Consider the following 25,527-nt stretch of genomic DNA (forward strand, 5'->3'; position numbering starts at 1 on the left):
TCTCAATCACAGTAAGTGTCCCTGATGCCACACCGCGTCCTGCGTCACGCTATGGTACGGCGGGCGTTTAAGTTCATAGGCCATGGTCATCGCATCCAGCATGCTCCACAGGATATCCAGTTTAAACTGCAGGATTTCCAGCATCCGCTGCTGTTTTTCTACCGTATCGCACCAGGTCAGCGCCAGCGCCAGACCATGCTCGACATCGCGTCGCGCCTGGCTCAGACGGCCACGGAAATAGTCATAGCCTGCTGCTTCAATCCACGGATAGTGCTGCGGCCAGCTGTCGAGGCGTGACTGGTGAATTTGTGGCGCAAACAGTTCGGTCAGTGAGCTACAGGCCGCTTCCTGCCAGACAGCGCGACGCGCAAAACTGACATAAGCATCAACCGCGAAACGCACGCCAGGCAGTACATGCTGTTCAGAGAGCAGCGCGTCACGATCCAGACCTACCGCTTCACCAAGACGCAACCAGGCTTCAATGCCCCCTTCGCTGCCGTCATAACCATCATGATCGAGAATGCGCTGCACCCATTTGCGGCGGGTATCGGCATCCGGACAGTTAGCCATAATCGCCGCGTCTTTCAGCGGAATACTGGTCTGATAATAGAAACGGTTCGCCACCCAGCCCTGGATCTGCTCGCGCGTCGCCTGACCATTATGCATCGCAATATGGTACGGGTGATGGATATGATAAAACGCGCCTTTCGCCCGCAGCGCCTGTTCAAATTCGGATGCGGTCATCAACACAGCGGAAGTCGTGCCACTCATCGGGGTTCCCCTAAATTTCAATACGCATACCATCCCAGCTGACCTCAATACCCTGCTCAGTCAGCGCCTGCCGTTCGGCAGAAGATTCATCAAGAATCGGGTTGGTATTATTAATATGGATAAGGATTTTACGTTTTGCCGGCAGTGAGGCGAGCAACGCCATCAGCCCCTGTTTTTCCGCCAGCGCCAGATGGCCCATATCCTTACCGGTATTACGTCCGACGCCGGTATTCGCCAGCTCATTATCCCGCCACAATGTGCCATCGATCAGCAGGCAGTCAGCGCGGTTCAACCATGCCATTAAGGCGTCGTCCGGCTCACCGAGTCCTGGCGCATACAGCAGCGATTTGCCGCTACGGCTGTCCTCAATAAACAGCGCCACGTTATGGCCCGGCAGCGGTTTACCGCGATACTGCGAATAAGGCGGCGCATTGCTTAACAGTGGAATGGCGGTAAATTTCAGCGCCGGACAGACAGCGACGGAAAACGGTTCCGCAGGCTGGATCGCATGGTGGACCAGACCGCCATTCCAGTGCGACAGCATCGGAAAGACCGGGAAACCGGTCGACAAATCCTGATGGACCTCAGGAGTACACCACACCTGATGCGGGCAACCTTCACGTAAATTGAGCAAGCCTGCGCTGTGGTCGATCTGGCTGTCGGTAAGAATAATCGAACCAATCGCCGTACCGCGTAACACGCCATGCTTAATCAATGCAGGTGTGGCTGCAATCTGCTGAGCGATATCCGGTGAGGCATTGCACAGCACCCAGTCAATACCATCATCGCTAATCGCGATCGAGGATTGGGTGCGCGCCGAGGTTTTTATCGTACCGTTACGTACGCCCTGGCAGTTGTTGCAGTTACAGTTCCACTGAGGGAAACCACCGCCCGCTGCGGAACCAAGAACATTAATCTGCATGTGTAGACCAGCAAAAGGAAAAGAAAAATGCCCACAGCAGGCTGCGGGCATCGGGATTAGCGGTTAGAAATGTACAGCGTAACTTCTAAGCCCAGGCGTAAATCAACAAATTTAGGTTTAGTCCAGGTGGTCATATTCAACTCCTCTTCATGGTGGTTTAAAAACACCGCAGTACTATGATTGCGGCAGACAGGTTGCTTATTGTCAAATTTTGGCAATCCGGGGCGCAGATGTTGCTCCCGACGCCGGGCGATATCAACCCTGTAAGCAGCAGGGAATTAGCGGTCGCCAGTCAGCTGCCCCAGGTTTTCTTTAATACTGTTAACCAGTTACGCCATGCGATTTTCTCGATCAAGGCGCGCTCGTAACCAGCGCTGTGCATCGCTTCAATCAGCAGTGGCAGTCCGGCGACATCACCCAGCGCCGCCGGTACGCCGATACCGTCGAAGTCGGAACCAAAGCCCACGCCCTCTTCACCCAGTTTTTCCAGCAGATAATCCAGATGTCTGACGATTTGTGACAGTGGCGTGTCGGCGTCACGTTTGCCATCAGCACGTAAAAAAGCATTGCCAAAATTAATGCCGACAAAACCGTTACGCTCGGCAATTGCCGCCAGTTGTTTATCAGTCAGATTACGCGGCTGCGGACAGAGCGCATGAACATTTGAGTGGCTGGCAACCAGCGGCGCATCACTGTAGTTCGCAGTTTGCCAGAACGCTTTCTCATTCATATGCGACAGATCGATGAGGATCTTACGCTGATTACAGGCGTGGATCAGCGCCAGCCCGGCTGGCGTTAAACCGTCGCCGCTATCCGGTGAACCGGGAAAATCGCCGGTTACGCCATAGCCAAACTGGTTCGGCAGATTCCATAACGGCCCGATACTGCGTAACCCGGCATCATAAAACTCATCAAGCTGACTGAGCGAAGCGTCGATTGCCTCCGCGCCTTCAATATGCAATACCAGCGCCAGCACGCCCTGCTGCATACAGGTTTCAATCTCAGTCACTGTGCGGCAGACTTTTGCCCTGCCGCCGGAGCGGGTTTCAAGCTGCTGCAGCAGTGAGATTTGCGCGCGGGTAATCGCCAGCGCATCGTGCGGCTGGGGCGACGCCTGTGGTTTAAGCTGTGGCATATATGACGCGGGAGGAATAAATACGGCAAACAGGCCACCGGCAAGGCCACCGCGCCGGATACGCGCCAGATCCAGATGTCCGTCGAGGGCGCCATCAAGAAATAGCGCGGTCGCATCCCGGTCATCGTCCAGCCACAGGCGTAACAGCAGATCGTTATGACCATCAAAGATCGGGGGTGTGCAGAAAATCGGGCGGTCAGTCATGTTACTCAGCAGATAATATCGCTAAAATCAGGGAAAAAATGATACGGCAATGTTACCTGATTGTTGTCGGCAATTTCCTGCTAAAAAATGCTAAAACGGCAACGATAGCAGTAGCATTGCACAACTTAAGCCAGCGGCTTTACTATGGTGCCTTCAGTGGCGTGGGTACTGTGGCAGTATTTGCGCTTTTTTCTTTTTGGGAGTTAAAAACCACCTATACATATTACTAATATCATTATGAAAGGATATTAAATTAAACATTAGTTTCTGCCATTTAATTTGCTAAAAGACATAGCATCACTCGCCTGCCTAAAATTAATGAATTATCATGGAGGGAACTTTTAATAACCGGGTAAGCTGTTATAGTAATTATAAAAACATTGAATTATATCGTTTAACTCAGCAAGTGTGTTGGTTGAAAAATCACATAAAGAATAATTAACCATAAAGGTAGCTTGTTAATTAAATAATATGGACTTTATAACAGGTTGAATCATGGCGATAAATTTCAGTCCAAAAGTTGGCGAAATACTGGAATGTAATTTTGGTAACTATCTTGTAGGTAATGATGGTCAAATCGTCACAAATTTTTACGATGGGCACCTGCCTCCAGAAATGGTAAAAAATCGGCTTGTCGTAGTGCTTAACGGGAAGCTTAATGGCAACGCCTGTATTGTAGTGCCACTCTCCACTACACACGACAGGGAAAAATGTAATCGTGGCATGCATGTTGAGATTTCTGAAGAAGTTATAGAAATGCTCCGCTTTTTCAGCCAGCAAACACGCTGGGCAAAGGCCGATTTGATGCAGCAGGTTAGCCGTAGCAGGCTTAACCGAGCAAGAACAGATAGAGGTTATCTCAATCAGTGCCTGCCGCGCGAAATTGTTGCTGAAATTCAGCGGGCGGTGATCAAGTCTATTAATGCGGCATGGTTAATTAAATAAGCTGTTGACGACATCGTCAGCAACAAGGATAATCACTTTGTAGCCCTTCGAGGCCCTTAAGTTTTATCCCCTTAGGGGACCTGCAAAGCCCAGCCGTCAAAGCTGGGCTTTGCCATTTCTGATCACTTACTCACTATCCCAATCCATTACCCCCCTAAAGATTATTTCCAGCAATCTTTAGCACATTTCCTTGCTTCTCTCCGCTCGCGTCTGGTCAGAAGATAACTGAACAGCTCAGACTCGTTGATAATAAAGGAATTCACCATGCACACGTTTTTTCGCCTGAACAGGCTTCAGCGTTCGCTGGCCTCAGGCGCCCTGTTTCTGTCGTTCGCCGGGATCAATACCCTGTATGCCGCAGAGGCGGTAGTGAAAGGAGGCACGCTGATCTATCTGGAACAGCAGGCGCATACCAATCTCTATCCACCCGCTGGCGGTTTTTATCCCAACGGCGGTTTGCTGAATCAGATCACCGATAAGCTGACCTGGCAGAACCCGAAAACCCTGCAGGTGGAACCCTGGATTGCCGAGAGCTGGAGCACTAACGCTGATAAGACCGAGTACACCTTTAAACTGCGTCCGGGGGTCACCTTCTCCGACGGTACGCCGCTGGATGCTAATGCAGCGGCGAAAAACTTTGATACCTATGGGCTCGGCAATAAACAGAATCGTCTGCCGGTTTCGGAAGTGATTAACAATTATCAGCGCAGCGAAGTTATCGATCCGCTGACGGTAAAGTTTTACTTTAAAAAATCGTCGCCGGGCTTTTTGCAGGGCACTGCCACCATTGGCTCCGGTCTGGTGTCGCTCAGTACGCTGGCGCGCAACTTCGATGCCCTTGGTGATGCACGCCATATTATCGGCTCTGGCCCGTTTGTGGTGAAAGATGAGAAGCTGGGGCGCGAAGTCGATCTGGTCGCACGTAAAGATTACCAGTGGGGACCGAAAAACCTCGTTCAGCAAGGCCCGGCCAATCTTGATGGCATTAAAATAATTGTTACACCGGAAGATAGCGTGCGTATCGGCGCACTGCTGGCCGGTCAGGCGGATGTGATTCGTCAGGTGCAGGCTTACGATGAAAAGCAGGCCAGCGATCAAAAATTCCCGATTTATGCGGCGCCCACCCGCGGGATAAACGACAGCATCAGTTTCCGTCCGGATAATCCGCTGGTTGCCGATCTCAATGTGCGCCTGGCGCTGCTGCATGCCACCAATGCGCGTCAGGTGGTCGATACCCTGTTCTCACCCAACTATCCGCAGGCCACCTCGGTAGTGGCGAAATCTGCCGCGGGTTATGTCGATTTGTCCGACAAGCTGAAATATGACCCCGAGTACGCTAAACAACTGCTGGATAAAGCGGGCTGGAAAGCGGGTAGTGACGGTATCCGCCAGAAAGATGGCCAGCGGCTGGTGCTGAATATCTACGAATCGCTGCCGCAGCCGCAAAACAAAGAAGTGTTGCAGCTGATCGCCCAGCAGTGGAAGCAGGTTGGCGTCGGTCTGACGGTACGCGCGGGTGATGCCGGCAGCAAAACTCTCGATAGCCTCGACCCGCTGAAAACCCCGCTTACCGTGTCGGAAGTGGGTCGCGCCGACCCGGATGTGATTAAAAGCCAGTTCTATCCTGCCAACCGCGACGCGTTGCTGCAAAAAGGCGGATCCAGCGATAAGGTGCAAAACTTCCGCGACGACAAGCTGAACCAGCTGCTGGTTGATATCTCGGCTGCCACCGATCCGCAGCAGCGTCTGAAACTGGCCGGTGACGCGCAACGCTATCTGCTGGATAACGCCTATGTGATCCCGATATTTGAAGAACCGCAGGTGTTCGCTGCCGCCCCCTGGCTGAAAGGCATTAATTTTGAAGCCGTTGGTCGCCCGAGTTTCTACGGCGCCTGGCTTGAAAAACACTAAGCCTGAGGAGAGACGATGAAACGCTATCTTACCCAGCGTGTCGGTCAGGCCCTGCTGGTACTGTGGGCGGCGTTTAGCGTCTCCTTTGTGCTGTTGCAGGTGCTACCGGGCGACGCGATTCTGATTAAATTTCAGAATCCCGATCTCGGTCTCAGCCCGACGCAGATTGCCGAAATGCGTGAAGCCTACGGGGTCGACAGCCCCCTCTGGCAGCAGTATCTGCATACTCTGGTGGCGATGCTGCACGGTGACTTTGGTTATTCAGTGCAGGCCGGGGTGCCGGTCAGCGAGCTGATTGCCACTAACTTCCCCGAGACCTTAAGCCTTGCGCTGCCGGGTTTTGCACTGGCGGTGCTGATTGCCGCAGTGCTGGCCTTTGCCTCTAATCTGGTGGGTTTTCGCTGGCTGAAAAATGCCCTGCAAAGTCTGCCGTCGCTGTTTATCTCGATTCCCACTTTCTGGCTGGGTATCGCACTGATTCAGCTGTTCTCCTTTCAGCTGCGCTGGATCCCGGTGATCAACCCAGGCCCGTTGCAGGGACTGATTCTGCCAGTTATTACGCTGGCGCTGCCGATTTCCGCGCCGCTGGCGCAGATTCTGATCCGCAGTCTCGATCAGGTGCAAACTCAGCCATTTGTCGCCGTGGCGCGGGCTAAAGGCGCCAGCTACAGCGGCGTGCTATGGCGTCATGTCACGCTAAATGCGTTGTTGCCGGTATTAACCGTTGCCGGTTTGCTGCTGGGTGAATTAATTGCCGGCGCGCTGATTACAGAAACCGTATTTGGCCTTAGCGGCCTCGGTCAGCTGACCCAGCAGGCGGTCAACAATCAGGATGTAGCGGTGCTACAGGCAATTGTGATGATTTCGGCGACTGGATTTGTGGTCATCAATCTGCTGGTCGATCTGATTACCCCACTGCTGGATCCACGCCTGCAAACCTACAGCGGAGTGACATCATGAGCCTTGTAGATCATCTGAGTCGTACGAAAATCACCTCGGTGCGCCGCTCGCCAGGTTATCGCTGGCAGGCTGGCGCGCTGCTTGCCTGGCTGGTGCTGCTGACAGCGATCCTCGCCGCTATCGCGCCGGGACTGTTTACCAGCTTCAGCGCCACCGAAGGTATCGCCGGGGCGCAGCGCCTCGCGCCACAGGCCGGACACTGGCTTGGCACCGATCAGCTGGGACGTGACCTTTATGCCCGAATCATCTATGGCGCATCGCACTCGCTGTCCGGCGCACTGGTCGCGGTGGCGCTGGGACTGGTGGCTGGTACGCTACTTGGCGGGCTGGCTGGCGCCACCGGCGGCAAAACCGAAAGCGTGGTGATGCGTATTATTGACGTGCTGTTGTCGATTCCTGGCCTGCTGCTGTCGCTCAGCGTGATTATTCTGCTGGGGTTTGGCACCGTTAATGCGGCGATTGCCGTCGGTATCACGTCGGTCGCCAACTTTGCCCGTCTGGCGCGCGCTGAAGTGGTGCGGGTGCGACACAGTGATTACGTTGAGGCGGCTTATGGCAGTGGCGGCGCCTTTTTCGCGGTGTTATGGCGGCATATTTTGCCCAACTCGCTGACCTCGGTAATTGCTTTTTCCGCCCTGCAATTTGGCAATGCCATTCTGGCGCTGTCGACCCTGAGCTTTCTCGGTTACGGCACCGCACCGCCAACACCCGAGTGGGGACTGTTAATCGCTGAGGGACGTAATTACATCTCAACCGCCTGGTGGCTGACCACCTTTCCCGGTCTGGTGGTGATCGCCGTGGTTTTAGCCGCCAACCGCATCAGCCGACAATTTTCAGGAGCACGCCGATGAGCACGGCTACCACCCCGCCACTGCTGGCACTGGAAAATCTCAGCTTAAGCTATCGTCGTGGCCATGAGCAGCACCAGGTGGTGCACAGCGTCTCTTTCCAGCTGCAGGCGGGCGAAATGCTGGCCCTGGTCGGCGAATCCGGTTCAGGTAAAACCACCACCGCACAGGCGATTATCGGCCTGATGCCGGAGAATGGCGTACGCGAATCCGGCCGTATTCTGCTTAACGGCGTGGATATCAGCAGCTGGTCGCAGCGGCGGCTGGACAGCCTGCGCGGCGCCAGTATCAGCCTGATCCCGCAGGATCCTGGCAGTTCACTGAATCCGGTAAAAACCATTGGCGCTCAAGTGGCGGAAATTCTGACGCTGCATCAGCGCCTCAGCCGTAGCGATCGCGATCGGCGGGTTATTGAACTGCTCACCCGCGTTGGCTTAAGCCATCCGCAGCAGCGTGCGCAGCAGTATCCGCATCAGTTATCGGGCGGCATGAAGCAGCGGGTGCTGATTGCCATCGCCATTGCGCTGCAACCGGCATTAATTATTGCCGATGAGCCGACCAGTGCGCTGGATGTGACGGTACAGAAACGCATTCTCGATTTGATCGATGAACTGCGTCATGAGTCTGGCACCGCGGTACTGTTTGTCACCCACGACCTGGCGCTGGCCGCACAGCGCGCCGATCGACTGCTGGTGTTTCGTGACGGTGAAATTCAGGAACAGGGCGACACCCGTACGGTGATCAATGCACCAGCCAGCGCTTATACCCGCCAGCTATTCGCCGATCTCAGCTCGCTGGCGCCGCCTGCCGCCATCACTCCGGCGGCCCGCTTCTCATCACCGGCGATTACGCTGCGCAATCTCAGTAAAACCTTCGCCTCTGGCAACCGCCACGCGCCGCCACTGCGTGCGCTGGATAATGTTTCCTTTAGCGTCATGCGCGGCACCACCCATGCGCTGGTGGGTGAGTCCGGCTCTGGCAAAACCACCCTTGCACGAATATTGCTCGGTTTTCAGCGCGCGGACAGCGGTCAGCTGCTGCTCGACGATATCGATGTCACTGATTTGCGCGGTGAAGCGCTGCGCCAGCTGCGGCAGAAAATTCAGCTGGTGTATCAGAACCCCTTTGCCTCACTCGATCCAACACAAACGCTTTTCGATATTATCGCCGAGCCGTTACTGAACTTTGCGCCACTGAGCAAACGTGAGCGTCAGCAGCGGGTTGAGCAGGTGACGCAACGCGTCGCCCTGCCGCTGACGCTATTAACGCGAAAAGCACGCGAACTGTCCGGCGGTCAGCGTCAGCGCGTGGCGATTGCCCGCGCGCTGGTGTTACAGCCCGATATTCTGGTGCTCGACGAAGCGACCTCAGCGCTGGACGTCACGGTGCAGGCGCAGATCCTCGGCCTGCTGCAACAGCTGCAACAACAGCTGGGGCTGACCTACCTGTTTATTTCGCATGATCTTGCCACCGTGCAGCGTATTGCGCACACCATGACCGTCTTGCGCGCCGGTCAGGTGGTGGATCAGGGTGATGTCGCCACCCTGTTCAGCCAGCCTGGCAGCGACTACACGCAGGAACTGATTGACGCCATTCCTTTACTTGCCTTACAACAGAAGGATTTCGCATGAGCCAGAAACGCTTAGGCTTCTTTACCCGTTTGCTGGATAAAACCGGGCCACAACAGCGCTATCGTCTGGCGCTGGAACAGATTCAACATGCCGAGCGTCACGGTTTTGATACCGCGTGGATCGCCCAGCACCATTTTCATGAAAATGAAGGTGGTCTGCCTTCTCCGCTGGTGTTTCTGGCCTATGCGGCAGCCCAAACCCGACGTATTCGTCTTGGCACCGCAATTATTACCCTGCCGATGGAGAATGCACTGCGCGTCGCCGAAGATGCGGCGGTGCTCGATCTCCTGGCGCAGGGACGGCTGGAGATTGGCCTCGGCTCCGGCGGCACGCCAGCTTCATTTCTGCCCTTTGGCCTGAGTATTGACGAACGCGGGCCGGTATTCGCTGAACATCTGCAACTGCTGCTGGATGCCTGGAACGGCAACACCCTCGCTCACGCCGATAACCGCCTGTATCCACCTGCGCCACAACTGGCTTCACGGGTGTGGATCGCCACCTTCTCGGTTGAAGGCGCAGCACGCGCGGGCAAAGCGGGACAAGGCCTGATGCTGTCCCGCACGCAACCGCGTCCACAGGGGCAGCCGCGGCTGGCGCTGGATGCGATACAGAATCCAATGATCGATGCCTATCTGGCGGCGTTACCGCCGGGCATCGCGCCACGCATTCTTGCCTCACGCAGCGCGTTTGTCAGCGACAGCCGTCAGCAGGCGCGCACGCTGGCGCTGCCGGGATTAAGCGCGCAGGCGCAGAACCATCGCGTGGCGGGCCATCAGGTAGAGGGCGATACGCTCGACGACTATATTGCCGCTTTTGATGTGCATCTCGGTACGCCGCCAGAAGTCAGTGCGTCACTGGCGACTGACAGTACGTTATTGCGCGCTACTGATATCTCCTTCCAGGTACATTCCATCGATCCACCACATCAGGAGATCCTGCGTTCGATCGAACTGATTGCCAGCGAAGTGGCCCCCACTCTTGGCTGGAGTGCTGCACTCCCGGCCGTTGCACAAGGAACACCTGCATGACTCAGACCACTGATTTACTTGCCGGACTGGCTGAAATTGATCCCGCTTCGGCGCTGGCGGCCGCCCGTGAGCAGCGCGCGGCCGCCAGCATCCACAGCCAGGGCAGTTACCTTGCGCTGTTCAGCGCAGATGATGCTGATTTCCCGCGTAATGAACGTTTTATTCTCGCCGCGCAGGTGGCGCTCTGGCATCAGGACAGCATTCTCAGCGCGCATTATGCGCAGCAAGCGGACAGCACGCCGCCGGATGAGCGTCTGCAACTGGCGCTGGATCATGCCGCGCGCCTGACTTTTCAGCCGGTAACCGCCACCGCCGCCCATCTGGCCGCCCTGCAACAGGCGGGCTGGACGCTGAATGCTATCGTTACCCTGTCACAACTGGTGGCGTTTGTCAGTTTTCAGAGCCGCATTTTGCATGGTTTGCGTTTACTGGCCGACCGTCCGGTGGCGGTCAATGGCAACCCGACGGTGACCGCCGGTGTCTGGCATACACAACCATTAAGCCACAGTGGTAACACCGCGCCAGTGGCCTTTACCCAACGCGAGCTGGAATGGGAACCGTGGATAGCCGCTAAACCGCTGGCCGAATTTAATCAGCAGCAGCAGCAGACGCTGGCGCGTTTTGGTCATAGCGATTCCGATTACTTCCGCCTGCTGGGACGCAATCTGCCACTGCTCGAACAACGTACCCTGACCGATAAAGGTATTTTCTTTACCTCCGGCGGCCTGCCACGCGCCGAGCGGGAACTGGCCGCGACTGTCGCCAGCAAAGTGAATGGCTGCATCTACTGCGCCTCGGTGCATGCACGTAAAGCCGCGCAGCTGTCAAAACAGCCAGAGAGCATTCAGCAACTGCTGGATGTGGCGCCAGGCAGAGGGCTGAGTGAACACCAGTCGCCACGCTGGCAGGCGGAAATCGAATTTGCGGCGGCGATCTCCGCCACCCCGACCAGTGCCGGGCCACAGCATATTCAGACGCTGCGCGATCAGGGGTTAACTGAGCTGGAACTGCTCGACTTATTACAGTCCACGGCGTTTTTTGCCTGGGCCAACCGCCTGATGCTGACGCTGGGTGAACCTTATATTGCAGAGGAAAAATAACATGAGCCAGTTAACCCCGATAGTCGACCATGTGGTGATTAACGTTGCCGATCGGCTGGATGAAGCCAGCCAACTGTTTCGTCGTCTGGGCTTCCAGCTAAGCGAACGCGGCCACCATTCACTGGGTTCCAGTAACCATCTGGCGATTTTTGGCGAAAACTATCTGGAACTGCTCGGCTACGAGCCGCAACGCGGCAATCTGCGCAAGGAGTTATGGCACTCCCCACTCGGCCTCAGCGGACTGGTATGGAAAACTCAGGATGCCGACGCGGTGTTTAGCCATCTGCAACAACAGCAGCTGGCGGGCGATCCCCCAGCGTCGTTCTTCCGGCCGGTTACGCTACCGGATGGCAGTGAACAGCAGGCACGCTTTCGCACCACCCGACTGCGCGCCGATAGCGTGCCGAATGGCCGCAGTTTTTTCTGTCAGCATCTGACGCCAGACGCGGTGTGGCAGCCCGCCTGGCAGGTTCATCGCAACGGCGTCAGCAATATCACTGCATTTATGATTGCCGCCGATAATCCGGCGGCAGCGGCGGAAGTCTATAGTCAGCTGTTTAGTGCCGCGCAGATTGTCGCCGCGGAAAATGGCAGCCTGCAATTACAGGCGGGAGCAACGCGCGTCCGTTTTATTAGCGGCGATCAGGCGCGCAGCGAGCTGGGCGATCTGCCGCAAGATTATGATGGTACGCCACGCATGGTGGCGCTGGGCTTTCACACCACATCACTGGATCAGGTCAGACAGAGTCTGCTGGCGGGAAATATTCGCTTTAGCGAACAGCCGCAGCGCATTACAGTCAGCGCCGCTGATGGCTTTAATCTGGCTCTGGTGTTTCGCGGTTAACTAATAGATTGCCGGTTAATGATTAACCGGCATTGTTTATCAAATTTTCAAATGGGGTTCTACGCCGGAACACCAGATTTTTCCGGCTGTCTGATCTATCACCGATTGGATAGCTTTGTCCCGTCAGCTCGCAGCTGACCATCTCCGCATCACCGCCACCGAAAAACTACCGCTCTCTCATAACCTTCAGCTGGTGCCTTCATGCGCTGACGCGCATAAGAAAATGGAGTTCCGTCTGCATTTTCAATTCTTTCGGCAGGGCCTGACGACGCATTTGTTGATATGATCGCGGTAAATTCAGGAATAAAGAAGCATCATATGGATAATAAAAGCAGATCGTGTTAGCCATGTTACCAGTTAAGATGGCACCGACGTTCTGGATGTCATATGAAAATCCACGGAAACTCATGCAGTCGAGTAGTTTTATATCCACGCAGGATGCAGAAATCCTTATTTCAAAGGTACTGAGGAACAATAAGAACCAAATTGCTATTTTGGCTAAAAATGTCCCCTCCGGGCAAAATCTTAGAATGGTATTTAATGGGCATTTTGCCAGAAAGACTGGTATTTCAGTCAGTAGGGGTTCCAGAGAAGCTCAGGATTGTTATAAGATCCGGCTGGTTCTGAAATTTGAATACTGGCATGGGAAGCCATATTTCCTCCTGACATCTTTTCCGATGGCTTAGCTATGAAAAATATAAATACGTTCGGGCTGGACAGTCTGATAGCAATTTATTTTGGGCAAGATTACGATTTGTTTGGTAGCGGCGAAAGTGTCAGCGCTCAGATTGATGCCTGGATTGCTGACACCCCTGTTGCCTTCAGAGAAGGAATAATTGGTGATATAGACCAGTTTTATCAGGAATGTGACAATTTCGAACAAGATTTTCAGGCACGATATAGTGATGATTTCTCGACTGAATTGTGGGAGACGACGCCGGGCGATTTTCTTGAATTACTCAGGGTAAAAGTAAAAGCATCGCTACCTGACCCATTGTGAGCGAGTGCGCAGTTTTACATAGCTGAATCGTTAATATGACAACACTGCCATAATCAGCTACAGAAAATTCCATGTATCCTGGTATACCGCCTGTCTTGTCGGATTGGTTGTTGTGTACGTACACAATTTGCAGATCAGCGTTCCTTGCGTCATCGGACACCGTATACAGATCCGTATGTACGGCGGTAATGGAAGGAGGCTGGTCGTGAGAACAGCCCCTGTCCCGATTTAGCGATAGCCCGCAACCGCGATATCACTGTTCAGCCAGCCATTTTGCTGCTCCAGCTGCCGGGCGTACTGCAGTAAGGCATTGCGGTCGACCTTGTTAGTCCCCGCCCACGGCAGCTCACTGACAAAGGCGATGCGACGCGGATGCTGATAAGCGGGCGCCAGCCGCAACGCATGTTGTTTCAGCTCCCCGACACTCAGCTGGCTGCCTGGCTGCAATACCACAAATGCCACCGGCATCTGACTGCGCTCCTCATCCGGCAGCGGCACCACGCACGCCTGGCGCACCAGCGGATGCGCTTCCAGCGTTTTTTCCACTTCGACCGGGTAAATATTCTCACCAGAGCAGACAAACATATCGTCAGCACGGCCGACAAAATAGTAGAACCCCTGCTGATCGCAACGCATCACATCGCCACTGTTATACCAGCCATCATTCAGCACCTGAGCGCTTTTCGCCGCCAGACGATGGTAACCTGGCGTCACCGCCGGATTGCGCATCCGCAATACGCCACTGAACGGCGCGTCTTCACCGATTAACTCAACCTCGCCCTGCGCCAGTGGATAACCCAGTGCCAGCGGTGGCGTCGGAATACCCTGCGGATGCGGGCCAAATACTGCCGGACCGGCTTCAGTCGTGCCGTAACCGTGACTAATCTGAATCGCCGGGAACGCGTTTTTGATGCGGTCCAGCAGCGCCAGCGTCATCGGCGCGGAACCGAGCATCACTTTCCGCAGTGCGCTAAAATCATACTGCGCCAGTAAACCCGGGTCACGCAGCAGACGGGCAAACATGGTCGGTACAGCGGTGACGATATTAATGTGGTAGTCGGACAGCGCCTGCAAATAGCTGTCAATATTGAACGCTGGCAATACCACCAGCAGACCATTGGCGGCAAACACCCGTTTGGTCAGAAAAAGCCCATTCATATGAAACAGCGGCTGTGCCACCAGATAGCGATCCTGTGCGCCATCACGCTCAACGCCGCCAAAACGGGTGGCCTCCAGCGCCCAGCGCTGTCCGGCATGGGTTAATGGTACACCTTTTGGCTGCCCGGTCGAGCCGGAGGTATACAACATCATCGCCAGTTCGTCCGCCTGCGGCTCGACGCTGGTAAACGCCTGCGGTTTAATCCGCTGTGAAAATCCGCCAGCGTCACTCTGGTCAAAATTAATCAGCGGCACGATCCCGGCCAGTAACGACTCGCGTTCATTATCGACAAAGGCGAGCTGGATGCTGGCGTCGGCAATAAAATAGTGCAGCGTCTCCAGCGGCACTTTGATATTCAGCGGTACCGCCACCAGCCCGGCGCGCATAATGCCAAAGTAAGTGGCGATATATTCCGCCCGGTTCAGCGACGCAATTGCAATACGGCTGCCACGCGGATAGCCCTGCTGTTGCAGATAGTGCGCCACCCCACCCGCCAGCCGATCAATTTGCTGATGAGTGTAAGTGCGCGGCTGCGCCGGATTAAGCAGATCAATAATCGCCGGGCGATCCTGCGGTAAACGCCGGTCAATCAGATCGCCAAGGTTAGTCTGTGGTGTTGTCATGGTGTTGCTCCGAATTCAGCTCAGGTGAAAGTGACAGGCCACCTGTCGCTCAGATGTCAAAGGGGTTAATGGCGGACGTTGCTGGCGGCAGATAGCCTGCGCATGGGGGCAACGGGTATGAAATGCACAGCCGTCAGGCGGCGACAACGGGCTGGGTAACTCACCCTGCAACAGCGGCTGCATGCGCGGCTGACGTGGATCGGCCACCGGCGCCGCCGCCAGCAACGCGCGGGTATAAGGGTGCGCGGGTTGCCGCCAGATATCGGCAGTCGGCCCGCTTTCAACAATCCGCCCGAGATACATCACCAGCACCCGATGGGCGAGATACTCCACGACCGATAAATCGTGGGAGATAAACAGATAAGCCACGCCCATACGCTGCTGGATATCACGCATCAGATTGATCACCTGCGCACGCACGGATACATCAAGCGCGGATACCGGCTCATCACAAATCACCACCTGCGGTTCCAGCGCCAGTGCGCGCGCAATGCCGATGCGCTGCCGCTGACCGCCGGAAAATTCGTGCGGATAGCGTTGCGCCGCTGACGCCGGTAAACCGACCTGATCCAGCAGTTGCGCCACCCGCTGCTCAATTGCAACGCGCTTCCAGCCCGCCACCTGTAACGGCCGGGCAATACTGGTGCCTACCGGCTGGCGCGGATTAAGCGATCCCTGCGGATCCTGAAACATCATCTGTACCTGACGCCGGAATGGCAGCAGCTGTTTACCGCTCAGTTCGCTGATATTACGCCCATCAAGATGAATCTCGCCTGCGGCCGGAATCAGTCGCATCAGTGCTTTACCCAGCGTCGATTTGCCGCATCCCGACTCCCCGACCAGCCCAACGGTTTCACCGGCATTCAGCGTCAGGCTGATATCTGACAAGGCAAACACCTCGCCGTCGGCGCTGGGATAGCGCACCGTCAGCTCACGCGCTTCAAGTAATCTGCTCATCAATACCCTCCAGCCCCGGCGACACGCGCCAGCGGTTGCGCCTGCTGTTGTGCGACAAAGCAGGCGGCGATATGTTGCGGATAAAGACTGACCAGCGCTGGCTGCTGCTGGCGGCACTGCGGTTGCGCCAGCGGACAGCGATCGTAAAAGGCACAACCCGCCGGTAACTCCGCCAGTTGCGGGACGCGTCCCGCAATATCAGTCAGCCTTTCGCCCGGCCGGCCAGAGGTCGGCGTCGCGCGCAGCAACCCCTGGGTGTAAGGATGCTGCGGCTGATCGAACAGCGGCAACAGCGGCGCTTCTTCCACTTTTCTGCCGGCATACATCACCGCCACCCGCTGCGCCATCGCCGCCACCACGCCAAGGTCATGGGTAATCAGCATCAGCGCCATGCCGCTCTGCTGCTGTAACTCACGCAGCAGCGCAAGGATTTGCGCCTGAATAGTGACATCCAGCGCGGTGGTTGGCTCATCGGCAATCAGCAGCACCGGTTCGCAGGCAATCGCCATCGCAATCATTACGCGCTGCGACATACCGCCAGAGAGACGGTGCGGATACTCACGCATCCGCCGCATCGGGTCCGGAATATGCACACGTTTCAGCAGTTCTACTGCGCGATCCCAGGCGGCCTGCCGTCCCAGCCCAAGATGCAGACGCAGCACCTCGGTTAACTGCTGGCCCACCGTTTTCACCGGATTCAGCGAACTCATCGGATCCTGAAAAATCATCGAAATACGTCGTCCGCGCAGCCGCTGCCACTCACGCTCGCGCAGGTTGACGAGGTTTTGCCCTGCGAACAGGATTTCACCGCCGGTAACGCTGGCCACCGGGCTGGGCAGCAGCCCCATCAGCGCCAGCGCGGTAAGCGACTTACCACAACCCGACTCACCGACCACCGCAAGGGTTTCACCGGGATACAGCCTCAGTGACAGGGAATTCAGCGCCGTGACCCGCGAGTGGCGGGTGCGTAGCTCGACATTGAGCTGATTAACTTCCAGCAAAGGTGTCATCCGCGCTCCCTCAGTTTCGGGTTGAGTGCATCATTCAGGCCGTCGCCAATCAGATTCAGCGCCAGAACCGCCAGCATAATCGCCACACCGGGGATGGCGCAGATATACCAGGATGAGCGGATCAGGGTGCGCCCTTCGCCGACCAGGCGTCCCCAGCTGGCGAGGTTGGCATCGCCAAGACCGAGAAACGCGATCACCGACTCATACAGAATCGCGCCAGCCACCACCAGCGAGGCCAGCACAATCACCGGCGGCAACACATTGGGCAAAATTTCACTGATCACCGTGCGGCTGTTGCTCATGCCACAGGCACGACAGGCCAGTACAAATTCACGCTGCTTAAAGGATAAAAACTCGGCGCGGGTTAAGCGGGCGATGGGCTGCCATGAAACAAGGCCGACCGCAATAATGATATTGACCATCTGCGGCCCGAGCACTGCGACAATGGTCAGCACAAACACCACATTGGGGATAATCTGAAACAGTTCCGCGATGCGCATCAGCAGCTCATCCACCCAGCCGCCAAACCAGGCGGCACAGGCGCCGACCGTGACGCCCAGCGTAGTGGCGGCGAAACTGGCTACCAGGCCAATCAGCAGAGTGGCGCGCGCGCCATGTACAATCAGCGCGGCAATATCACGCCCCAGTGAATCGGTGCCCAGCGGGTAGTGGCTGTCGGTAAAGGGCCAGATTTCCGGCATCGCCACAATCCGTAACGGATCGGTGGGATAGAGCCAGCCAGCGCTTAGCGCCGCAATAACAATCAGCAGAATAATCAGCGCGCCAATAACCGCGCCGCTATGACGGGAAAAACGGCGTAACCCGGGAAACAGGTCACGCGACGATTTCCCCTGTCTGGCAGGGATAACCGACATGTTTAGTTCCTTATACGCGGGTCGAGACGGGAGTAGATCACATCCACCACAATATTGGTCAGGATCACCAGTAACGAACTCAGCACCAGCACACCCAGCACCACCGGATAGTTGCGACTCATCACGCTGTCGAACAGCACCTGGCCAATGCCCGGCCAGCTGAATACCGCTTCAATCACAATACTGCCGCCCAGTACCGTGCCCAGCTGCAGACCAAGCAGCGTCACCACCGGTAACAGGGCATTGCGCAGCGTATGGCCGATAATCACCTGCGCCCGCCCCAGCCCTTTGGCGCGGGCGGTACGGACAAAGTCCATCTGCCACACTTCCAGCATCGAGGCGCGCATCACGCGGGCATAGGTAGCGGCATAGAACAGTCCTAACGCCAGCGCGGGTAGCACCAGATGATGCAGAATATCCAGTGCCCGCCCCCACAGCGTTAAGTTGCTGCCAATGGTTTCCATGCCACCCACCGGGAACCAGCCCAGTTTGACCGCAAACAGAATGATCATCATGATCCCCAGCCAGAAACTGGGGGCGGCAAAGCAGAGCACCGCCAGCGCCGAGATCAGAGTGTCCCACAGACTGTTGACTTTGATCGCCGCCAGCACACCCGCGCTGACGCCGACAATGACCGCCAGCGCAATACTGGCGAGCATCAGGATCAGCGTGGCGGGCAGATGCGCCAGAATCACATCCAGCACCGGCATGTTCTGGCGATACGAGAAGCCGAGATCCAGCTGCAACACCGAGCCAAGATAATGCAGCAGCTGCATCAGCGCTGACTGGTCCAGACCGTACAACTGACGTAATCGCTCAATCATTGCCGGATCGGTCACCTGCTGTTCTGCGGACATCACATCCAGCAGGCTACCCGGCACCGATTTAATCAGGGCAAAGTTAATGATAATGACCCCGAACATCAGCGGGATCCCCTGCAATAAACGTCGAATAATCAAACGCAGCATGATCTACTCCGCCAGCCAGACATCATTCAGCGCCGTCCCCTGCACATTGGCGTCAGTGGTGAAGTTACGCACGTTACTGCGCGCCAGGCTAAAAGACTGCATCTCCACCAGCGGCACAATCGGTACTTCGCTGCTGGCCAGCCTGGCAAACTGATGCACTAAGCTTTTGCGTCTGGCTTCATCAGTTTCGATGGTGATCGCCGCCACCAGTTGATCCATTTCCGGCAGGCTGAATCCGGTGGCATTGCGGAATGCGCCACCTTTGACGATGCCGTCAGTGGTAAAAAACTGAGTGACGGTCGGCACCGGCTCGATCGGCGCGGTAAAGTTGGAAATGGCGATATCATAGTCATAATCGCTGTAGATACGTTTCAACGCGGTAGCGCGATCGACCGAATCGAGGCGTACGCCAATGCCGACATCTTCCAGCGCCTGTTTCAGGTACTGCCCCAGTTTGGCGTTCTCCTCAAACCAGGCTGCCGCCAGCAGATTCACTGTAAAACGTTTGTCGCCGTTTAACGGTAGTCCGGCCTGATCCAGCAACTGGCGCGCTTTGTCTGGATTAAAATCATAGGTCGGCACATCAGCAGTGAAAAACAGCGAGTTGCTGCTAAAGATCGGCGAAACTGCCGCTTTACCACGACCGAAATAGATAGTGTTAATAATAAACTGGCGATCGATGGCATGCAGAATTGCCTGGCGGACTTCACGGCGTTTAACATGTTCACGACGCTGGTTAAATTCGGCGGTAACTGTCCAGGCGGAGTTTTCATAGCCGCGCGTATCCAGCACCACTTTGCCGGTTTTCACCAGACGATCGATCTCTCGTGCTGGCACCGGATTGGAATAACCGACGCTCAGTTCACCGGTTTCCAGCGCGGCGGAACGGGATGCCGCATCGCCCCACCAGCGAACAATCAGCTTGTCGAGCCAGGGCTGCCCGGCAGACCAGTAAGCGTCATTGCGCGTATATTCAACATGGCTGCCGCGCACCCAGTTGCCATATTTCCACGGACCTGTACCGATAAGACGGTTGTTAGCCGGATTGGTCAGCAGATCCTTGCCGGCATACAGGTGTTTTGGCAGCACCAGCTGATACTGCCCGGCGAGGGTCGATTTCAGGAAAAACTCCGGCACCGGGACGGAGAAACTGAGCTTAACCGTATGCGAATCCAGCGCTTCGGCGGATTGCAGCGACTTCAACGCAATACCGGCGGAGATTGCTTTCCAGTGCTCCAGCGCGTTAAACACCACGTCTTCTGCGGTGAAATCCTTGCCATCGTGCCATTTAACATTCTGACGCAGAGTGACAGTGTAACTTTTAAAATCCGCCGCTGGCGTGACCTGCTGCGCCAGCGCAGGCTGAAAGACCAGGTTATTGTCCAGTTTCAGCAGACGTTCGAGGATCTTCGTTGAGGTCTGGAAAGGCGCGGAACCCCCACCACCGGGCACATACAGCGCCTGCGGTTCAAGCCCGCCCCAGGAGATCACCAGCGTGCCGCCTTTTTTTGGCACCGCGGCGCTGACCGCCGCCGCGTTAGCGGTACTGAGCAGCGAGAACGCGCTGAACTTACCGACAGCCGCCAGTCCGGAGCCAATAGCCGCCACCGTCAGTAAACGACGACGAGTGTGATTGATAGTCATGAATTTTTCTCTCCGGAAATAACCGTGGTGGCATAGCTGGCGCGACCGATGGCCAGTAACTGCCCCTGCTGATTAAACACATCCACATCCGCGACGCCGACGCTGCGGCCAAGACGGCGCACGCGCGCCACCACCTGCAAGTCGGTATTCGTTGCCGGACGCAGATAGTCGACACGGAAGTTAATGGTTGGCAGACCCCTTCCCAGTAACATGCCAAGGGCGAAATCGCCGACGGTATCGATAATCGAAGCCAGCGGGCCGCCATGCCACTGGCCGCTGCCGGCTTTGCGCTCAAATTCCGCGCGCATCGGTGCCGTGACAGTAAGGGTTTCGGTGGTGTAATCGACCTGCTCAACGCGCAAATTAAGCCAGTGAATAAACGGAGAGTTTTGGAAAATAGTTTCGATTTGTGCGACGGTTAGCTGCTGACTCATGCCACCACCACCTTGCCAAACACCTGGCGTTGTTCCAGCGCTGCGAGGGCTTCCGCGCCCTGCTCCAGTGGCCACTGGCGATCAATCACCACTTCCAGCTGCTTATCGGCAACCAGTTGCAGCAGCGCGTGTAAATCTTCACGCTCCCAGCCGTTAGAGCCGCGGATTTGCAGTTCGTAGGTCCAGATATAGCGCAGATCCTCCTGTGGCGAGAAACCTGCTGTCGCGCCACAGGTCAGCAGGCGTCCACCAATGCGTAGTACACGCAACGACTTCACCCAGCTATCGCCACCGGTAAAATTCACCACCACATCGACGCCACCAGGCTGCGTTGCGCCGCGTCGCCGCGCCGGTTTACCGTGGCGGGCAAAAATCGTCTTCATAAAATCTTCATCGCGATACAGGATCACTTCGTCAGCACCCAGTTCGCGCAGACGGCTGGCTTTCTCTTCACTGCCAGCACAGGCAATCACATAAGCACCTGCCAGTTTCGCCAGCTGTACGCTACAGACGCCAACGCCACCGCTGGCGCCGAGAATCAGCACTTTTTCCCCCGGCTGAATCTGGCCGATGCGCTGCATCATGCGATAAGCGGTGCCATAAGCCACCGGCAGCGCCGCGGCTTCGGCATAAGTAACGCTATCCGCTAAGGCTATCAGCTGATGTGCGGGCACCAGACAGCGCTCCGCCAGTCCGCCGTGGGTGGTTTCACCAATCAGGCCGCCGTCGATACGGTTGATGGGATCGGCTAATACACGATCGCCAACATGCCAGTCGGTGACCGCTGCGCCAGTGGCAATAATTTCACCGGCGACGTCCAGACCAATTATCACCGGAAAGGGTAAATTAATGCCAGGCATGCCGCGGCGGGTAAAGATATCGTGATAATTGAGGGAAGAGGCTTTCACGGCGATAATAACGTCATGTTTGCCTGGTTGCGGATCCGGAAAATCATTTTCAAGGCGTAACTGATGGTTATCACCGTGTTCTCTTAATACAATGGCTTTCATTTTTTCCCCGAAAAAAACATATCTAATTAGCACTACACCAGCCGGGAAACAGTTATTGTTACCCGTGCGTTATTAAGTTAAAAATCAGGAACATCACTGCGGTTGTTTACTCTGGTGACAGCTTTACCATTCCCCACAGCCTGTGTGGAAATGAAATATTAAGCTAAGCTAAGTTCGAAAATAGCAATTAACTCGATTACTGCGGGCATCGGTGTGGCACCTTGTAAATCTCTATTTATACTAAGCAAAGTTCATTTAATGCTAATTAGCCATTTCATCCGGTTTACCATTTACGCAATGGGATGAAATCCATCCCATTGCAATTTGTGGAGATTTATATCTCAACCGCGATGATATTAGTCACACGCCCTGTAATAGGGTCAGTACCACTCTCTTTACTGAACATCAGATGATGCAATTCCAGCATTAATTCATTTTGTCGCACCTGTAACTGGTCTAACAGCCCCATCAGCATTTGCTGTCGTGATGTCAGTTGCTGTTGCTGAAGGTGGATCCTTGCCAGTTTTTGCTTCTGAACCCGTAGTTCATACGGCGTCAGTTGACCCGACCATACCAGCATTTTCTCCATCAGCATGCCAATCGCATTGCTGCGTGCAATACACTGTTGTTGTGCCTGTAGCGTCTGCAGATATTGCATTTTCAGTTCCGCGAGGCGAAAGCAGAATCGCCCCTCACTTCGCGCTTCCAGTTGCAATATATTGTACGGTTTTACTTCTTCCCCTGGCGCTACACTACTTCCTGTTGCTGCCCTACGTCGCATGATTTGTCTCCTGTATTGCGGTTAGCAGACTGTTAATTTCTGAAAAATAGTGGTTAAATTAACAGCGACAAAAAAGACTATGGCAAAGAAATAATAAATCCGGTTTTATCAGGACGGTTTATATTGCATTCAGTCTGAATAAGTCACTATCAGTAAAAACACTGATATATCGATTATCATAAACATTCATAAATTAATTATTGTGATTTAGTTAATAAGCATATTATTCATTGTAAGTAATGCGGGCACGGGTGATTTTTCACAAGGAGACACAATATGTCCGAACACAAAATATTGCTGGTAGATGATCATCAACTTATTGCTAACGGTATTGTTAGCATGCTAGACCCTTACCCCTGTTTCAGGATAGTAGGGTATATCAACGACGGGCTGGCAGTATATAAGGCCTGTCGTACTTATCAGCCGGATATTATTCTGCTTGATACCAGCCTGCCGGGTATCAATGGGCTTGATATGTTGCCACAGTTACATAAGCGCTGGCCGCAAATGCAGATTTTGGTCTATTCCGCCAGTAATGAAGAGCATCTGGTAGTACGCGCGCTCTGCGCTGGTGCGTCAGGTTATGTACTGAAAAGCAGTTGCCAGAAAATTTTACTGGCAGGGTTACAGTGTGTGGCGATAAAAAAAACCTATATCGACCCGGCGCTTAATGCCGTCGCGATCCACAAGGCAATATGTGATAATCTGAGGCCGCATCAGCTACTGACGCCGCGCGAAAGCCAGATTCTGCAACTGATTTCTGAAGGGCATACTAACCGGCTGATTGCCGAACAACTCTGTATCAGCGTCAAAACTGTGGAGACTCATCGGTTGAATATTATGGGCAAACTGAATGTGCATAAAGTTACCCATTTGCTTAGCTGTTCACGACGTCTTGGTTTAACCCTGTAATCAGCGCCTGCCCTGACCGGCAGGCACTTTTAACGCTTAAGGTTGCGCGCCAGTGACACGCCAGACGGTATCACCGGCATCATCCGCAATTAACAGCCCGCCCTGCTGATCCATCGCAAGGCCAACGGGGAGCCCTCTGACTTGTTTCTGGTCGGCAGTAAGAAAACCGCTAACCACCGTTTTGGGCTGACCAACCGGTTTGCCATCTTTAAACGCGACCCAGGCCACACGATAGCCATTTAGCGGTTTCCGGTTCCAGCTGCCGTGCTCACTGATAAATGCGCCGCCACGATATTCAGCCGGCAGATTGTCGCCGGTATAGAACCACAGGCCAAGCGGTGCGACATGCGAACTGAGGGCATAATCGGGTTTGAGCGCTTTTGCCACCAAATCAGGCCGCGGCGGCTGTACGCGCTGATCGATATGCTGACCAAAGTAGCTGTACGGCCAGCCATAAAAGCCGCCTTCCTGCACCGAGGTAAGATAATCCGGCACCAGATCCGCGCCAATTTCATCACGTTCGTTCACCACGGCCCATAATTTCCCGCTTTGCGGTTCCCATTGCAGTCCGGTGGGGTTACGCAAGCCACTGGCATAAATCCGGCTGGCACCACTTTTTGTGTCCACTTCCAGAATGGCCGCCCGGCGATATTCAGCGCCGATGCCGTTCTCAGTGATATTACTGTTAGAACCGACCCCGACATACAGCTTGCTGCCATCAGGGCTGGCCAGCAGCGCCTTGGTCCAGTGGTGATTGATGGGGCCACCAGGCAGTTCAGTCAGTTCGCTGCCGGGATCGCTGATTTCCGTTGCTCCGCTCTGATAATGATATTTCATCAGCCCGTCAGCATTCGCCACATACAGCGTATCGCCGATCAGTTGTACGCCGAACGGAGAATGGAGATGTTGCAGGAAAATATGTTTTTCCCAGTTTTTACCGTCACCGCTGCTGTTACGCAGCAGAGTAATGCGGTCACCGCCTTTACCACCTTTGCCGGACGCTTTCTGTACCATCCCCATAATCAGCTGTTTAGGCCTGGTGGTCGGTTTAGCCGGTCCATTGGCTTCGACCACCAGAATATCGTTATTCGGCAACACATAGAGCTGACGGGGATGCAGAAATCCGTCAGCCACCTTGTCAATTTTTAGCCCGTCGGCGACCTTCGGCATTTCGCCCTGCTGCCATGGCGTGCCTTCCGGCACCTGCATCGGTGGCAACAAAAAGTTCTGCGCTTCCGGCAGCACCGGATTAGCGCCGGTCTGCTGTTCCGGCGCGACTTTTGCACCGTTATCGCAAGCCGTCAGCAGCAGTGGCAGGGTCAGGATCACACCTGTGATTCGATTCATAACATCTCCTTAAGCTGTGCGCTGACGCAGGGCGAGTTGCAGATTGGCGAGACTTAGCAGAACCACCACCAGCGTGGAAAGCGTCACCCCTGCGGGCATCGCCGCCCATGCATCACGACTGTGAATAAAGGCGTTAACGATCGCCAGTACTATTGCCAGCGCATTGGCCCAGAAATGAAATCTGACGCCAGGCTGTGGCAGGATGCTGCGGGTGATCCATAGCTGCGCCAGATTAATCAGTCGCGGAATAATCGCCAGCAGTAAACCCATAACAATCAACCAGCTGGCGCCCTGCACCCAAAATATTTCATAGCTGTAGAGATAAATAATGTCGAATATCCAGCCAGCGACAAAAAAGCCGAGTGGCAGCGGGTTTAACAGTTCATAAATCGCGACGGCCAGCGCCGAATGCTGCCTGTTACCATTGGCCTTCATTTACAGACTCCTTTAGCATCATCAACATGCCTTACGGCGGGAAGTTCGCCAGCAGGCTTTTTAGTACTGGTAA

At 55.1% G+C, this 25,527-nt stretch carries 26 protein-coding genes; 11 read left to right on the forward strand and 15 right to left on the reverse strand.

The window, feature by feature from the left end:
- Positions 1-6: 6 nt before the first annotated feature.
- From pqqC to J2125_RS23525, 4 genes are all read right to left on the reverse strand, one after another.
- Entirely contained in the window at positions 7-771 is a 765-nt protein-coding gene (gene pqqC, locus J2125_RS23510; RefSeq protein WP_017802382.1) for a pyrroloquinoline-quinone synthase PqqC, read from the reverse strand.
- 10 nt (positions 772-781) lie between these two features.
- A complete protein-coding gene (gene pqqB, locus J2125_RS23515) occupies positions 782-1,693 on the reverse strand; it encodes a pyrroloquinoline quinone biosynthesis protein PqqB (protein ID WP_017802383.1) in 912 nt (303 codons plus the stop codon).
- Positions 1,694-1,749: 56 nt separating this feature from the next.
- A complete protein-coding gene (gene pqqA / locus J2125_RS23520; RefSeq protein WP_038328232.1) occupies positions 1,750-1,827 on the reverse strand; it encodes a pyrroloquinoline quinone precursor peptide PqqA in 78 nt (25 codons plus the stop codon).
- Between the two features lie 158 nt (positions 1,828-1,985).
- Entirely contained in the window at positions 1,986-3,032 is a 1,047-nt protein-coding gene (locus tag J2125_RS23525) for a dipeptidase (RefSeq protein WP_017802384.1), read from the reverse strand.
- A 495-nt stretch (positions 3,033-3,527) separates the two neighbouring features.
- On the opposite strand from J2125_RS23525, the gene J2125_RS23530 reads away from it, so the two are divergent.
- From J2125_RS23530 to J2125_RS23575, 10 genes are all read left to right on the forward strand, one after another.
- Positions 3,528-3,977, forward strand: a complete 450-nt coding sequence (locus J2125_RS23530; RefSeq protein WP_209499547.1) for a type II toxin-antitoxin system PemK/MazF family toxin — start codon at positions 3,528-3,530, stop codon at positions 3,975-3,977.
- 264 nt (positions 3,978-4,241) lie between these two features.
- The gene (locus tag J2125_RS23535) at positions 4,242-5,888 is read left to right on the forward strand and encodes a TIGR04028 family ABC transporter substrate-binding protein (protein WP_017798933.1); all 1,647 of its coding nucleotides are present in this window, start codon (positions 4,242-4,244) and stop codon (positions 5,886-5,888) included.
- Between the two features lie 15 nt (positions 5,889-5,903).
- Complete coding sequence (locus tag J2125_RS23540) at positions 5,904-6,848, forward strand: ABC transporter permease (protein WP_017798932.1); 945 nt, start codon at positions 5,904-5,906, stop codon at positions 6,846-6,848.
- Positions 6,845-7,699, forward strand: a complete 855-nt coding sequence (locus J2125_RS23545; RefSeq protein WP_017798931.1) for an ABC transporter permease — start codon at positions 6,845-6,847, stop codon at positions 7,697-7,699. The genes J2125_RS23540 and J2125_RS23545 overlap by 4 nt, the downstream gene beginning before the upstream one ends.
- Positions 7,696-9,327 carry a dipeptide ABC transporter ATP-binding protein gene (locus J2125_RS23550; protein ID WP_017798930.1) on the forward strand — a complete coding sequence of 544 codons (1,632 nt, stop codon included), beginning with the start codon at positions 7,696-7,698 and terminating at the stop codon, positions 9,325-9,327. The genes J2125_RS23545 and J2125_RS23550 overlap by 4 nt, the downstream gene beginning before the upstream one ends.
- Complete coding sequence (locus J2125_RS23555; protein ID WP_017798929.1) at positions 9,324-10,355, forward strand: putative FMN-dependent luciferase-like monooxygenase; 1,032 nt, start codon at positions 9,324-9,326, stop codon at positions 10,353-10,355. The genes J2125_RS23550 and J2125_RS23555 overlap by 4 nt, the downstream gene beginning before the upstream one ends.
- Positions 10,352-11,455, forward strand: coding sequence for an alkylhydroperoxidase domain protein (locus tag J2125_RS23560; protein ID WP_017798928.1), 1,104 nt, complete (start codon positions 10,352-10,354; stop codon positions 11,453-11,455). The genes J2125_RS23555 and J2125_RS23560 overlap by 4 nt, the downstream gene beginning before the upstream one ends.
- 1 nt (position 11,456) lies before the next feature.
- Positions 11,457-12,299 (forward strand): VOC family protein, encoded by an 843-nt coding sequence (locus J2125_RS23565; protein ID WP_017798927.1) that lies wholly within the window; start codon positions 11,457-11,459, stop codon positions 12,297-12,299.
- Between the two features lie 380 nt (positions 12,300-12,679).
- Entirely contained in the window at positions 12,680-12,985 is a 306-nt protein-coding gene (locus J2125_RS23570; RefSeq protein WP_338116594.1) for an RNase A-like domain-containing protein, read from the forward strand.
- Between the two features lie 2 nt (positions 12,986-12,987).
- Positions 12,988-13,299: a contact-dependent growth inhibition system immunity protein gene (locus J2125_RS23575; RefSeq protein ID WP_017798924.1), complete on the forward strand. Its 312-nt coding sequence runs from the start codon at positions 12,988-12,990 to the stop codon at positions 13,297-13,299.
- A gap of 228 nt (positions 13,300-13,527) precedes the next feature.
- Here J2125_RS23575 and J2125_RS23580 read toward each other — a convergent pair whose 3' ends face one another.
- The 9 genes from J2125_RS23580 to J2125_RS23620 all read right to left on the reverse strand — a co-directional run bounded on the left by J2125_RS23580 (position 13,528) and on the right by J2125_RS23620 (position 22,637).
- A complete protein-coding gene (locus J2125_RS23580) occupies positions 13,528-15,081 on the reverse strand; it encodes a class I adenylate-forming enzyme family protein (RefSeq protein ID WP_017798923.1) in 1,554 nt (517 codons plus the stop codon).
- 15 nt (positions 15,082-15,096) lie between these two features.
- The gene (locus J2125_RS23585) at positions 15,097-16,038 is read right to left on the reverse strand and encodes an ABC transporter ATP-binding protein (protein WP_209499548.1); all 942 of its coding nucleotides are present in this window, start codon (positions 16,036-16,038) and stop codon (positions 15,097-15,099) included.
- Entirely contained in the window at positions 16,038-17,048 is a 1,011-nt protein-coding gene (locus tag J2125_RS23590; protein ID WP_017798921.1) for an ABC transporter ATP-binding protein, read from the reverse strand. The genes J2125_RS23585 and J2125_RS23590 overlap by 1 nt, the downstream gene beginning before the upstream one ends.
- Positions 17,045-17,923, reverse strand: a complete 879-nt coding sequence (locus J2125_RS23595; protein WP_017798920.1) for an ABC transporter permease — start codon at positions 17,921-17,923, stop codon at positions 17,045-17,047. The genes J2125_RS23590 and J2125_RS23595 overlap by 4 nt, the downstream gene beginning before the upstream one ends.
- A 2-nt stretch (positions 17,924-17,925) precedes the next feature.
- Entirely contained in the window at positions 17,926-18,891 is a 966-nt protein-coding gene (locus J2125_RS23600) for an ABC transporter permease (protein WP_017798919.1), read from the reverse strand.
- 3 nt (positions 18,892-18,894) lie between these two features.
- The gene (locus J2125_RS23605) at positions 18,895-20,535 is read right to left on the reverse strand and encodes an ABC transporter substrate-binding protein (protein ID WP_017798918.1); all 1,641 of its coding nucleotides are present in this window, start codon (positions 20,533-20,535) and stop codon (positions 18,895-18,897) included.
- On the reverse strand, positions 20,532-20,969 hold the full coding sequence (locus J2125_RS23610; RefSeq protein ID WP_017798917.1) for a PaaI family thioesterase: 438 nt from the start codon (positions 20,967-20,969) through the stop codon (positions 20,532-20,534). The genes J2125_RS23605 and J2125_RS23610 overlap by 4 nt, the downstream gene beginning before the upstream one ends.
- Positions 20,966-21,979: a quinone oxidoreductase family protein gene (locus J2125_RS23615; RefSeq protein ID WP_017798916.1), complete on the reverse strand. Its 1,014-nt coding sequence runs from the start codon at positions 21,977-21,979 to the stop codon at positions 20,966-20,968. Before J2125_RS23615 ends, J2125_RS23610 begins: the two co-directional genes overlap by 4 nt.
- A 334-nt stretch (positions 21,980-22,313) precedes the next feature.
- Positions 22,314-22,637: a hypothetical protein gene (locus J2125_RS23620; RefSeq protein ID WP_157819406.1), complete on the reverse strand. Its 324-nt coding sequence runs from the start codon at positions 22,635-22,637 to the stop codon at positions 22,314-22,316.
- Between the two features lie 399 nt (positions 22,638-23,036).
- Between J2125_RS23620 and J2125_RS23625 the strand changes: the two genes are divergently transcribed.
- The gene (locus J2125_RS23625) at positions 23,037-23,672 is read left to right on the forward strand and encodes a two component system response regulator (protein WP_017798914.1); all 636 of its coding nucleotides are present in this window, start codon (positions 23,037-23,039) and stop codon (positions 23,670-23,672) included.
- Between the two features lie 36 nt (positions 23,673-23,708).
- Here J2125_RS23625 and J2125_RS23630 read toward each other — a convergent pair whose 3' ends face one another.
- Together J2125_RS23630 and J2125_RS23635 are read right to left on the reverse strand one after the other, a co-directional pair.
- Positions 23,709-25,019 (reverse strand): PQQ-dependent sugar dehydrogenase, encoded by a 1,311-nt coding sequence (locus J2125_RS23630; RefSeq protein ID WP_017798913.1) that lies wholly within the window; start codon positions 25,017-25,019, stop codon positions 23,709-23,711.
- A gap of 9 nt (positions 25,020-25,028) precedes the next feature.
- Complete coding sequence (locus J2125_RS23635) at positions 25,029-25,454, reverse strand: DUF2231 domain-containing protein (protein WP_017798912.1); 426 nt, start codon at positions 25,452-25,454, stop codon at positions 25,029-25,031.
- Between the last annotated feature and the right edge of the window lie 73 nt (positions 25,455-25,527).

Origin of the sequence: Winslowiella toletana, from assembly GCF_017875465.1 — a bacterium.
In the GTDB taxonomy this organism is placed as follows: domain Bacteria; phylum Pseudomonadota; class Gammaproteobacteria; order Enterobacterales; family Enterobacteriaceae; genus Erwinia; species Erwinia toletana.

What these genes read in the sequence shown, in the direction of transcription:
- pqqC (WP_017802382.1), bottom strand. Translation starts at nt 771, where the DNA reads ATGAGTGGCACGACTTCCGCTGTGTTGATGACCGCATCCGAATTTGAA.
- pqqB (WP_017802383.1), bottom strand. Translation starts at nt 1,693, where the DNA reads ATGCAGATTAATGTTCTTGGTTCCGCAGCGGGCGGTGGTTTCCCTCAG.
- pqqA (WP_038328232.1), bottom strand. Translation starts at nt 1,827, where the DNA reads ATGACCACCTGGACTAAACCTAAATTTGTTGATTTACGCCTGGGCTTA.
- J2125_RS23525 (WP_017802384.1), bottom strand. Translation starts at nt 3,032, where the DNA reads ATGACTGACCGCCCGATTTTCTGCACACCCCCGATCTTTGATGGTCAT.
- J2125_RS23530 (WP_209499547.1), top strand. Translation starts at nt 3,528, where the DNA reads ATGGCGATAAATTTCAGTCCAAAAGTTGGCGAAATACTGGAATGTAAT.
- J2125_RS23535 (WP_017798933.1), top strand. Translation starts at nt 4,242, where the DNA reads ATGCACACGTTTTTTCGCCTGAACAGGCTTCAGCGTTCGCTGGCCTCA.
- J2125_RS23540 (WP_017798932.1), top strand. Translation starts at nt 5,904, where the DNA reads ATGAAACGCTATCTTACCCAGCGTGTCGGTCAGGCCCTGCTGGTACTG.
- J2125_RS23545 (WP_017798931.1), top strand. Translation starts at nt 6,845, where the DNA reads ATGAGCCTTGTAGATCATCTGAGTCGTACGAAAATCACCTCGGTGCGC.
- J2125_RS23550 (WP_017798930.1), top strand. Translation starts at nt 7,696, where the DNA reads ATGAGCACGGCTACCACCCCGCCACTGCTGGCACTGGAAAATCTCAGC.
- J2125_RS23555 (WP_017798929.1), top strand. Translation starts at nt 9,324, where the DNA reads ATGAGCCAGAAACGCTTAGGCTTCTTTACCCGTTTGCTGGATAAAACC.
- J2125_RS23560 (WP_017798928.1), top strand. Translation starts at nt 10,352, where the DNA reads ATGACTCAGACCACTGATTTACTTGCCGGACTGGCTGAAATTGATCCC.
- J2125_RS23565 (WP_017798927.1), top strand. Translation starts at nt 11,457, where the DNA reads ATGAGCCAGTTAACCCCGATAGTCGACCATGTGGTGATTAACGTTGCC.
- J2125_RS23570 (WP_338116594.1), top strand. Translation starts at nt 12,680, where the DNA reads ATGTCATATGAAAATCCACGGAAACTCATGCAGTCGAGTAGTTTTATA.
- J2125_RS23575 (WP_017798924.1), top strand. Translation starts at nt 12,988, where the DNA reads ATGAAAAATATAAATACGTTCGGGCTGGACAGTCTGATAGCAATTTAT.
- J2125_RS23580 (WP_017798923.1), bottom strand. Translation starts at nt 15,081, where the DNA reads ATGACAACACCACAGACTAACCTTGGCGATCTGATTGACCGGCGTTTA.
- J2125_RS23585 (WP_209499548.1), bottom strand. Translation starts at nt 16,038, where the DNA reads ATGAGCAGATTACTTGAAGCGCGTGAGCTGACGGTGCGCTATCCCAGC.
- J2125_RS23590 (WP_017798921.1), bottom strand. Translation starts at nt 17,048, where the DNA reads ATGACACCTTTGCTGGAAGTTAATCAGCTCAATGTCGAGCTACGCACC.
- J2125_RS23595 (WP_017798920.1), bottom strand. Translation starts at nt 17,923, where the DNA reads ATGTCGGTTATCCCTGCCAGACAGGGGAAATCGTCGCGTGACCTGTTT.
- J2125_RS23600 (WP_017798919.1), bottom strand. Translation starts at nt 18,891, where the DNA reads ATGCTGCGTTTGATTATTCGACGTTTATTGCAGGGGATCCCGCTGATG.
- J2125_RS23605 (WP_017798918.1), bottom strand. Translation starts at nt 20,535, where the DNA reads ATGACTATCAATCACACTCGTCGTCGTTTACTGACGGTGGCGGCTATT.
- J2125_RS23610 (WP_017798917.1), bottom strand. Translation starts at nt 20,969, where the DNA reads ATGAGTCAGCAGCTAACCGTCGCACAAATCGAAACTATTTTCCAAAAC.
- J2125_RS23615 (WP_017798916.1), bottom strand. Translation starts at nt 21,979, where the DNA reads ATGAAAGCCATTGTATTAAGAGAACACGGTGATAACCATCAGTTACGC.
- J2125_RS23620 (WP_157819406.1), bottom strand. Translation starts at nt 22,637, where the DNA reads ATGCAATATCTGCAGACGCTACAGGCACAACAACAGTGTATTGCACGC.
- J2125_RS23625 (WP_017798914.1), top strand. Translation starts at nt 23,037, where the DNA reads ATGTCCGAACACAAAATATTGCTGGTAGATGATCATCAACTTATTGCT.
- J2125_RS23630 (WP_017798913.1), bottom strand. Translation starts at nt 25,019, where the DNA reads ATGAATCGAATCACAGGTGTGATCCTGACCCTGCCACTGCTGCTGACG.
- J2125_RS23635 (WP_017798912.1), bottom strand. Translation starts at nt 25,454, where the DNA reads ATGAAGGCCAATGGTAACAGGCAGCATTCGGCGCTGGCCGTCGCGATT.